This is a genomic window from Psychrobacter sp. CX18, from assembly GCF_057396215.1.
The window spans coordinates 149,939-159,109 of sequence record NZ_JBXYJH010000012.1 but is presented as its reverse complement, the minus strand read 5'-3'; the positions used below and the strand labels follow the sequence as shown (position 1 = coordinate 159,109).

General features: G+C 42.8%; 5 protein-coding genes, 1 tRNA gene and 2 rRNA genes. All 8 read left to right on the top strand.

The genetic code is table 11. The features are described from left to right. Positions 1-236: 236 nt before the first annotated feature. The 8 genes from AC2SLT_RS10695 (at position 237) to AC2SLT_RS10660 (ending at position 9,110) form a co-directional block, all read left to right on the top strand. Positions 237-312, top strand: a tRNA-Ala gene (locus tag AC2SLT_RS10695). 357 nt (positions 313-669) lie between these two features. Then, positions 670-3,523: ribosomal RNA gene (locus AC2SLT_RS10690) — 23S ribosomal RNA — on the top strand. Positions 3,524-3,674: 151 nt separating this feature from the next. After that, a 5S ribosomal RNA gene (gene rrf / locus AC2SLT_RS10685) occupies positions 3,675-3,788 on the top strand. Positions 3,789-4,167: 379 nt separating this feature from the next. Next, a complete protein-coding gene (locus AC2SLT_RS10680; protein ID WP_486547636.1) occupies positions 4,168-5,265 on the top strand; it encodes a TRAP transporter substrate-binding protein in 1,098 nt (365 codons plus the stop codon). A gap of 15 nt (positions 5,266-5,280) precedes the next feature. Further along, complete coding sequence (locus tag AC2SLT_RS10675; RefSeq protein WP_486547635.1) at positions 5,281-5,811, top strand: TRAP transporter small permease; 531 nt, start codon at positions 5,281-5,283, stop codon at positions 5,809-5,811. Then, complete coding sequence (locus AC2SLT_RS10670) at positions 5,808-7,097, top strand: TRAP transporter large permease (protein ID WP_486547634.1); 1,290 nt, start codon at positions 5,808-5,810, stop codon at positions 7,095-7,097. The genes AC2SLT_RS10675 and AC2SLT_RS10670 overlap by 4 nt, the downstream gene beginning before the upstream one ends. Positions 7,098-7,360: 263 nt before the next feature. Next, positions 7,361-8,386, top strand: coding sequence for a 5'-nucleotidase (locus AC2SLT_RS10665; protein WP_486547633.1), 1,026 nt, complete (start codon positions 7,361-7,363; stop codon positions 8,384-8,386). 118 nt (positions 8,387-8,504) lie between these two features. Beyond that, positions 8,505-9,110, top strand: a complete 606-nt coding sequence (locus AC2SLT_RS10660; RefSeq protein ID WP_486547632.1) for a rhomboid family intramembrane serine protease — start codon at positions 8,505-8,507, stop codon at positions 9,108-9,110. The last annotated feature ends 61 nt before the right edge of the window (positions 9,111-9,171 follow it).

The window sequence follows — 9,171 nt, the reverse complement described above, 5'->3', positions numbered from 1 at the left end:
TTAGAGCACCGTGTTGATAACGCGGGGGTCATAAGTTCAAGTCTTATCAGACCCACCATATTATTAGCACGGTAGATACAACAGCTTATTGTAAAAACGCTCAATGCGTAAGCAATTTTCTCTTGCTAAGAGTTAATAAAAAGAGCTCAGAAAGTAATTTAAGCTTTTTGAAAATCCCCTTTAAGGGATTTTCCTTGCGAAGCTAAAATTGCGATGCAATTTTTTAACGCTTCTCAGGGGCCATAGCTCAGTTGGTAGAGCGCCTGCCTTGCACGCAGGAGGTCAGGAGTTCGACTCTCCTTGGCTCCACCATATTACAGACTAACAGAGTCAAAGAAAGCATAGCAGTAAGACAAAGCCATAAAATAGAACTAAGTGATTATAAGGTTACTCAATAACCGGTAAACAAACAATTACTTACTTCTGTTTTATACAGAGAGAATATGACGACTGGATGACAGCGTCATTACTATTTAAAAACATAGATATGAGTTGTAATACGGTTAATACCTAAACTTTCACGTTTAAGTATTAACCAGTAACCAGCCTTTTAACGACATCAGTTGTTATCCCAAGAGGTTGGTTACAAAGTAAAGAGAACTGAATCAAGCGTAAATTATCAAGGTGATATCGTTATAATTGCTGACTAAAGACCCTTTGGGGTTGTATGGTCAAGTAATTAAGCGCACATGGTGGATGCCTTGGCAGTCAGAGGCGATGAAAGACGTGACAGCCTGCGATAAGCTTCGGGGAGATGGCAATAATCTGTGATCCGGAGGTTTCTGAATGGGGAAACCCACCTAACGTAAGTTAGGTATCCTAATTTATTAGGAAGCGAACGAGGGGAAGTGAAACATCTCAGTACCCTTAGGAAAAGACATCAAACGAGATTCCCCTAGTAGCGGCGAGCGAACGGGGAGGAGCCGACTTAATTTTATGTAGAAGAACAGAGTGGGAAATCTGGCCATAGTGGGTGATAGCCCCGTATTCGAAACATAAATGCAAGCATATTAAGTAGTGCGGGACACGAGAAATCCTGTATGAAGATGGGGGGACCATCCTCCAAGGCTAAATACTCCTGACTGACCGATAGTGAACCAGTACCGTGAGGGAAAGGCGAAAAGAACCCCTGTGAGGGGAGTGAAATAGAACCTGAAACCGTGTGCGTACAAGCAGTGGGAGCCCACTTGTTGGGTGACCGCGTACCTTTTGTATAATGGGTCAGCGACTTATATTCTGTAGCGAGGTTAACCGTTAGGGGAGCCGTAGGGAAACCGAGTCTTAATAGGGCGTTTAGTTGCAGGGTATAGACCCGAAACCGAGTGATCTATCCATGAGCAGGTTGAAAGTGCCGTAACAGGCACCGGAGGACCGAACCCACTGTCGTTGAAAAGCCAGGGGATGACTTGTGGATAGGGGTGAAAGGCTAATCAAACTCGGTGATAGCTGGTTCTCCCCGAAAGCTATTTAGGTAGCGCCTCGGACGAACACCATTGGGGGTAGAGCACTGTTTCGGCTAGGGGGTCATACCGACTTACCAAACCGATGCAAACTCCGAATACCGATGAGTGATATCCGGGAGACACACGGCGGGTGCTAACGTCCGTCGTGGAGAGGGAAACAACCCAGACCGCCAGCTAAGGCCCCAAATTCCTAGTTAAGTGGGAAACGAAGTGGGAAGGCATAGACAGCTAGGAGGTTGGCTTAGAAGCAGCCATCCTTTAAAGAAAGCGTAATAGCTCACTAGTCGAGTCGGCCCGCGCGGAAGATGTAACGGGGCTCAAACTAGGAGCCGAAGCTGCGGATTTGAACATGTTTCAAGTGGTAGGGGAGCGTTGTGTAAGCCTGTGAAGGTGTGTTGTAAGGCATGCTGGAGGTATCACAAGAGCGAATGCTGACGTGAGTAACGATAATGGGTGTGAAAAGCATCCACGCCGGAAGATCAAGGGTTCCAGTCCAACGTTAATCGGGGCTGGGTGAGTCGACCCCTAAGGCGAGGCCGAAAGGCGTAGTCGATGGGAAATCAGTTAATATTCTGATACTTGTTTATGATGTGATGGAGGGACGGAGAAGGTTATACCAGCCTGGCGATGGTTGTCCAGGTGAAAGGATGTAGGCAGACTACTTAGGTAAATCCGGGTGGTTATATGCTGAGATCTGATAGCAAGCCAGTTTACTGGCGAAGTGGTCTATACCATGCTTCCAGGAAAAGCTTCTAAACTTAAGTCATAAACGAATCGTACCCTAAACCGACACAGGTGATCAGGTAGAGAATACCAAGGCGCTTGAGAGAACTCTGCTGAAGGAACTAGGCAAAATGGTACCGTAACTTCGGGAGAAGGTACGCTGCTGGTGGTGAAGCCCTTTGCGGTGTAAGCTACTAGCAGTCGCAGATACCAGGCTGCTGCAACTGTTTATTAAAAACACAGCACTCTGCAAACACGAAAGTGGACGTATAGGGTGTGATGCCTGCCCGGTGCTGGAAGGTTAATTGATGGGGTAAGCCGTAAGGCGAAGCTCTTGATCGAAGCCCCAGTAAACGGCGGCCGTAACTATAACGGTCCTAAGGTAGCGAAATTCCTTGTCGGGTAAGTTCCGACCTGCACGAATGGCATAATGATGGCAGCGCTGTCTCCAGCAGAGACTCAGTGAAATCGAAATCGCAGTGAAGATGCTGTGTACCCGCGGCTAGACGGAAAGACCCCGTGAACCTTTACTACAGCTTTACATTGAACTTTGACCTGACTTGTGCAGGATAGGTGGGAGGCTTTGAAGCAGATACGCCAGTATTTGTGGAGCCAACCTTGAAATACCACCCTGGTCATGTTGGGGTTCTAACTCAGGTATAACAATACCGAGGACAATGTATGGTGGGTAGTTTGACTGGGGCGGTCTCCTCCTAAAGAGTAACGGAGGAGTACGAAGGTGCGCTCAGAACGGTCGGAAATCGTTCAAAGAGTATAAAGGCAAAAGCGCGCTTAACTGCGAGACCCACAAGTCGAGCAGGTACGAAAGTAGGTCTTAGTGATCCGGTGGTTCTGTATGGAAGGGCCATCGCTCAACGGATAAAAGGTACTCTGGGGATAACAGGCTGATACCGCCCAAGAGTTCATATCGACGGCGGTGTTTGGCACCTCGATGTCGGCTCATCTCATCCTAGGGCTGAAGCAGGTCCTAAGGGTATGGCTGTTCGCCATTTAAAGAGGTACGCGAGCTGGGTTTAGAACGTCGTGAGACAGTTCGGTCCCTATCTACCGTGGGCGTTGGAAATTTGAGAGGATCTGCTCCTAGTACGAGAGGACCAGAGTGGACGAACCGCTGGTGTTCGGGTTGTCATGCCAATGGCATTGCCCGGTAGCTACGTTCGGATTGGATAACCGCTGAAAGCATCTAAGCGGGAAGCCAACCTCAAGATTAGATTTCCCTTAAGAGCCGTTCAAGACTAGGACGTTGATAGGCAGGATGTGGAAGCGCAGTGATGCGTGTAGCTAACCTGTACTAATTGCTCGTTTGGCTTGACCATACAACACCCAAGTGGTTTTAGTATGTTGCCAATTATTTCGATATCATCCTGATGATTGCTTATAAATAGCAACCTTGATTCAGGTTCTTGATACTATAGTCAATACAACGTTAAGTAAATAACTTAACCAACTCATATCTATACCCCCTTTGCTGACGACAATAGCACGATGGAACCACCTGATCCCTTCTCGAACTCAGAAGTGAAACATCGTCGCGCCAATGGTAGTGTGGTTCGCCCATGTGAGAGTAGGTCATCGTCAGCTCCTTATACTTAAAAGCCCCCAACAAATTTCATGTTGGGGGCTTTTTCTTTGGTCTAAAATTATATTATTAATTTAAGCAGTTAGCTTATTGAAATCATGATTAATATTAAGGAGCTTTATTAAGGTAAATTTTATAAAATGATTTGACTTATATCAGTATAGTTGCTACTTTCATGATATAGTTTTTTCTTAATTTAACGTAGCTATTGTCTAGAATAACTTAAAAGTGTTCTTTTAAGTAATTAATACTTTAAAATAACAGCTAATTATAATTCGAGCTTGTTAAATAAGTATTCGAATTGCTACAAGTTAAAGCTATATCTCTTTTAAGCCTATTAAGGATTAATAGGTATTTATAATTTTATCAAAGGATCTGATAATGAAACTCCGCACCTCCCTTTCAGCTGCTATCTTAATTTCGTTTGGACTTTTTGGCTGTTCAAATCAATCTTCGGAAGAAACAACAGACAGGTCAGCGACATCTGATACTTCTACTGAAACCACCGCTAGCAAATCGAACTCTGACGAAGTTACCACACTTCGTTTTTCTCATTTTTGGCCAGCGACCTCTTCATTTAGCAAAGAAGTATTAGAGCCTTGGGCTAAAACTATCGAAGATGAATCTAATGGACGTTTGAAAGTTGAGCTCTATCCTTCGGCAACCTTAAGTAAACCGCAGGTGACCTATGAAGCAGCCGTAAAAGGCACCGCTGATATTGGCTCACAAGCACATGGTTATACTAATGGTCGCTTCCCTTTAACTCAGATTGCTGAGCTACCAGGTTTGTCCAGTTCTGCTACTCAAATGGGCTGTATATTACAAACACTTTATGAAGATGGCACCATTGCCAGTGAATATGAAGATTCGCATGTTCTATTCATGTACGGTGCAGGCCCTGGTGCATTGCATACCACCGACAAACTTATTAAAACTCCTGATGATATGAAAGGACTACGTATCCGTCGCCCATCTGCTGTCGCTGGAGATATTATCGAAAGTATGGGCGCTTCACCTGTAGGCTTACCTGCGAATGATATATATACCGCTTTACAACGTGGTGTTGTAGACGGCTTAAGCTTTCCTTGGGAAGCAGTGACTACCTTCAAGATTGATGAAGTCACCAAATATCATACCAATATTCCATTTTATAGTTCAGGTCTGATGGTCGCCATGAATAAGGATACGTATCAAAACCTACCTGACGATTTAAAAACTGTTATAGATAATAATTCAGGCATGGCACTTGCTAAGAAAGTGGGTGAAGTTTTTGATAAACATGATAAAACAGCTTTACAACATGCGAAAGATTTAGGTCATGAAGTGATTGAAATTCCAGATCCCTTAAATGATCCTGCTTGGAAGGGACCTTTAGAGAAAGGTACCAATAAATATCTGAGTGATGTAGAAGCTTTAGGGCATGACGCTCAAGGTGTTTATGAAAAAGCAAAAGCTGCCAGTGAAAACTGTGAAGCGTAATCGTCAGGATAAAGAATGATGTTATTTTTAAATAATATAAGCCGCTTTTTAGCTCGTATATGTGAAGTCATTGGTGGTATAAGCCTGATTGTCATAGTATTAGTGACGATATCTGATGTCATCACGCGTTATATTTTCAAGCTCACGGGTGGCGCGTTTGGTTTTACCATCAAGGGTACAGTTGAAATTGTGTCTTACATGATGCTATTTGCTTTACTGGCTGCCTTTGCTGCCTATGTTGAACGCTCTCAAGTAATTGTGGATGTTTTTACTCAAAAAATGTCTCAAAAGATGAAAGGTTATATGATGGGCGTATTTATGGTGGGTTTCTTTGCTCTAGGCATTATATTTGTCTGGGGTCTTTCCGAGAGTGCAGTGGATGCGGCTGAATTTGGAAAAGTAACTCAGGACTTAAGGATATCAATGACACCAATATACGGGTTTAGTGCATTCTTAAGCGTGATGTTAGCCATACGCTCATTTATAGAGTCTATCAAAATCTTTGTTACGGGCGAGTTTTATGATGCCGAGGAGACAGGCGCATGAGTCCAGAAATTATTGGTGCATTTGGCTTGGCAGCTATGATTTTGCTGGTGTGTTTGCGAGTGCCAGTAGCGTTAGCCATGTTGGGAGTTGGACTTGTTGGATTTGGTGCTGTGACTAGCCCAAGCAGTGCCTTGCAAATGCTAAGAGATATTCCAACCGATGTATTAGCAAAGTATGATTTTAGTGCCATTCCTCTATTTATCTTGATGGGAGTATTTGCAGCCCATTCGGGAATGGCAGGAAAGTTGTTTGATGCAACAAGAACTATTTTTGGCGGTGTACGTGGTAGCCTGGGGATTGCAGGTATTGGTTCTTCCGGTATCTTTGCCTCTATCTCAGGATCATCATTGGCGACGGCGTCAACGATGACTCGAGTCGCTTTACCCGAAATGGAGAAGTACGGTTATAATCCTGGTTTTGCTTGCGGAATTTTAGCAGCCGGTGGTACCTTAGGTATTATGATTCCACCAAGTATCGCACTACTTGTCTATGCGATCTTAACCGAGCAGTCCGTCGGTCATATGTTTATTGCTGGTTTCCTACCCGGTATACTGGGTATGGTTATGTATTCTATTACCGTGATGATTATGGTGCGATGGAAGCCTCATTTAGCTGAGCGAGGCGAGAAAACATCATGGAAGGCTAAGTTCTTCTCATTAACTGGATTGATACCTTTTAGTTTCATTTTTATCATTATTATCGCCGGTATATTCTTTGGTCTATTTACCCCAACTGAAGGCGCTGCTGTAGGTGCTTTTGCCTCATGGCTATATGCAGCATTTAAAGGCATGCGTCTCAAGGGCTTAAAGCAATCTTTGATAGAAACTCTCGCGTTATCAGCAGTTGTTTTCTTTATGCTATTAGGCGCTGAAGCATTAGGATATTTCATCTCAGTCTCTAGAATAGCAAATTCATTAGCTGCTTGGATTGGGGCATTAGACGTTAGTCCTCTTGTTGTACTGATTTGTATTTTAATCATGTATTTCTTGCTAGGGTTGTTTATGGACGCTCTTGCAATGCTGGTAATCACAATACCTGTGGTATTCCCAATTATTCTAGCATTAGGGTATGATCCAGTATGGTTTGGTATTGTGGCAGTGCTAACGGTGGAGCTTGGATTAATCACACCGCCAATGGGAATGAATATTTTCGTTATTAAAGCGATGGCCCCACATATTAAGCTTGGTGATATGTTTAAAGGGGTAACGCCCTTCATTGTCTCTGATGTAATACGTTTGGTTATACTGGTGGCTTTCCCAGCGATATCATTGGTGTTATTAAATTAATTCGGTCTAACTCAGCAAGTCAGTTATCATTTACCTTTTTCGATCACGTTTTTCGACCACACTATTTAAATAATGGTGTGGTTTTTGTTTTTTCATCTAGGCGTTCATAATAACGAACCACGAAATTATCCTGTCATAGCGCTTAAAGTATAAAAGGGTGAATGAAACATTTTTAAACTCACTAAAGAGGGATAACCTATATAATTGTTGATAGCAAAAATTTATTTATCATATATTCAATTAACTTTCCTGGTCTAGCGTCAATGTCTATAGATTTATCAAATACACTTATCGTAGCAATATCAGCCACTGCACTGTTTGATTTAACCGAGTCAGAAGAATATCGCGAAACGCTTTTAAACAGCCACCCTCAACAAGCGGCGCAGTTGTTCCGTGACTATATGCAAAAAAGTGAAAATGAACCTTTACAGATAGGGGCAGGTTTTCCGCTTATTCAAGCCATATTAAATCTTAATAAATACAATCGCGACAGTAAGGATCAAGACAACTGTATTCCGGATGAAGAGATTGATATTTATGCCGATAATGCCCCTTTGGTCGAGGTGGTTATTATCTCAAAAAGCTCACCTGAGACAGGTATCCGAGTGTTAAATGCTATTCGAGCGAGAGGCTTGAATATTACCCGTTCAGCCTTTATATCTGGCGGTAAAATTGCAGACTATATCGCAGACTTTAAGGTTGACTTATTCTTAACAACAAACCGAGAAGATGCACAGAGCGTGACGGATGCCAAAATATGTGCCTGTGCTATTTTAGATGCCACACCAGTTAATACCTTTAAACTGGATACAGAACAATTACGCATCGCATTTGACGGTGATGCCGTACTGTTTGATGATTCTGGAGAATTATTGTATAAACAAAAAGGGTTAAAGGCGTTTCATGATAGAGAAGCTGAAATGGCAGATTTACCTATAGAAAAGGGCCCTTATGCTGATTTGTTAATAAAATTGTCCCATTTACAACGTCGTTTGCCTTGTTGGTTAGAGCATTCGCCGATTCAAATCGCTTTGGTCACTGCACGCAATTCTCCAGCTGATCTGCGAGCCATCAAGACGTTACGGCAATGGGGCGTCACTGTCGATATGGCGTTCTTTTTGGGAGGACTGGAGAAGACGTCTGTGTTAAAAACCTTTGCGCCTCATATCTTTTTTGATGATTCTGTTCAGCATATCGAAGCGGCTAGACACTATGTACCTACAGCATTGGTGCCTTATTACTCAACCTCAGAGCTTCATTCACATACCTGGCACTTGGCTCATAAATAGAAATAACCTTTGATTGATCTTCTTCTCAAAAGTTTAGACTATGAGTCTAAACTTTGAAGAGATGAAGCCTATTTTTCCTAAACTGATTTTGATCTAAATTAATAATATGGCGTTGCGTATGAATTGGCAGAGGATATTGACACTAATACGGCATCGTGTTAGTCAAGTTTTTGGATTGTATGGCTTTGTATTTATCCCCATGTGGGTAATGTATGTCTTAAATAATACGGTGTTGTTCAATTTTTGGAACTCGCTAGGGATTGTTCCACGGTCACTAAGTTTGGGCAGTATGATCGGTGTGACAGCGTCATGGACAATGCATGGCAATTTTGCGCATATTTTTGGAAATACCATAGTATTGGCACAGATATTGTTTTTATTCGGTCTCTTTGAGCGAAATGCTTACCGTACTGTGGTAAAGCTTATTATAGGGTCCGGTTTGATGACATGGGGTCTAGGCTCACCCTTTTCTATTCATATTGGGGCGTCGGGACTAATATTTGCCATGTTAGGCTATATGATAGGCGGTGCGGTATTTGCTAGGCGTTGGGGTTATCTAATCGCCTGCATTGTTATGGGCGCAAGTTATTGGTTAATTCTCAAAGAGGGACTTATGCCGCAGACAGGCATATCGTTCGCCGCCCATTTTGGTGGCTTATGTGTAGGGCTATTAATCGGGTCAAATTCCAAACATTACTATCCTAATAGTTATTTAGAACGGTAGTTGTGACGTAAAAGTAGAGTATGTTAGGCATTTATAGTGAAAATTTGTTACACTAACATAT

Bases quoted from the DNA above. Each gene is read 5' to 3' on its own strand.
- AC2SLT_RS10680 (WP_486547636.1), top strand. From the start codon at position 4,168: ATGAAACTCCGCACCTCCCTTTCAGCTGCTATCTTAATTTCGTTTGGA.
- AC2SLT_RS10675 (WP_486547635.1), top strand. From the start codon at position 5,281: ATGATGTTATTTTTAAATAATATAAGCCGCTTTTTAGCTCGTATATGT.
- AC2SLT_RS10670 (WP_486547634.1), top strand. From the start codon at position 5,808: ATGAGTCCAGAAATTATTGGTGCATTTGGCTTGGCAGCTATGATTTTG.
- AC2SLT_RS10665 (WP_486547633.1), top strand. From the start codon at position 7,361: ATGTCTATAGATTTATCAAATACACTTATCGTAGCAATATCAGCCACT.
- AC2SLT_RS10660 (WP_486547632.1), top strand. From the start codon at position 8,505: ATGAATTGGCAGAGGATATTGACACTAATACGGCATCGTGTTAGTCAA.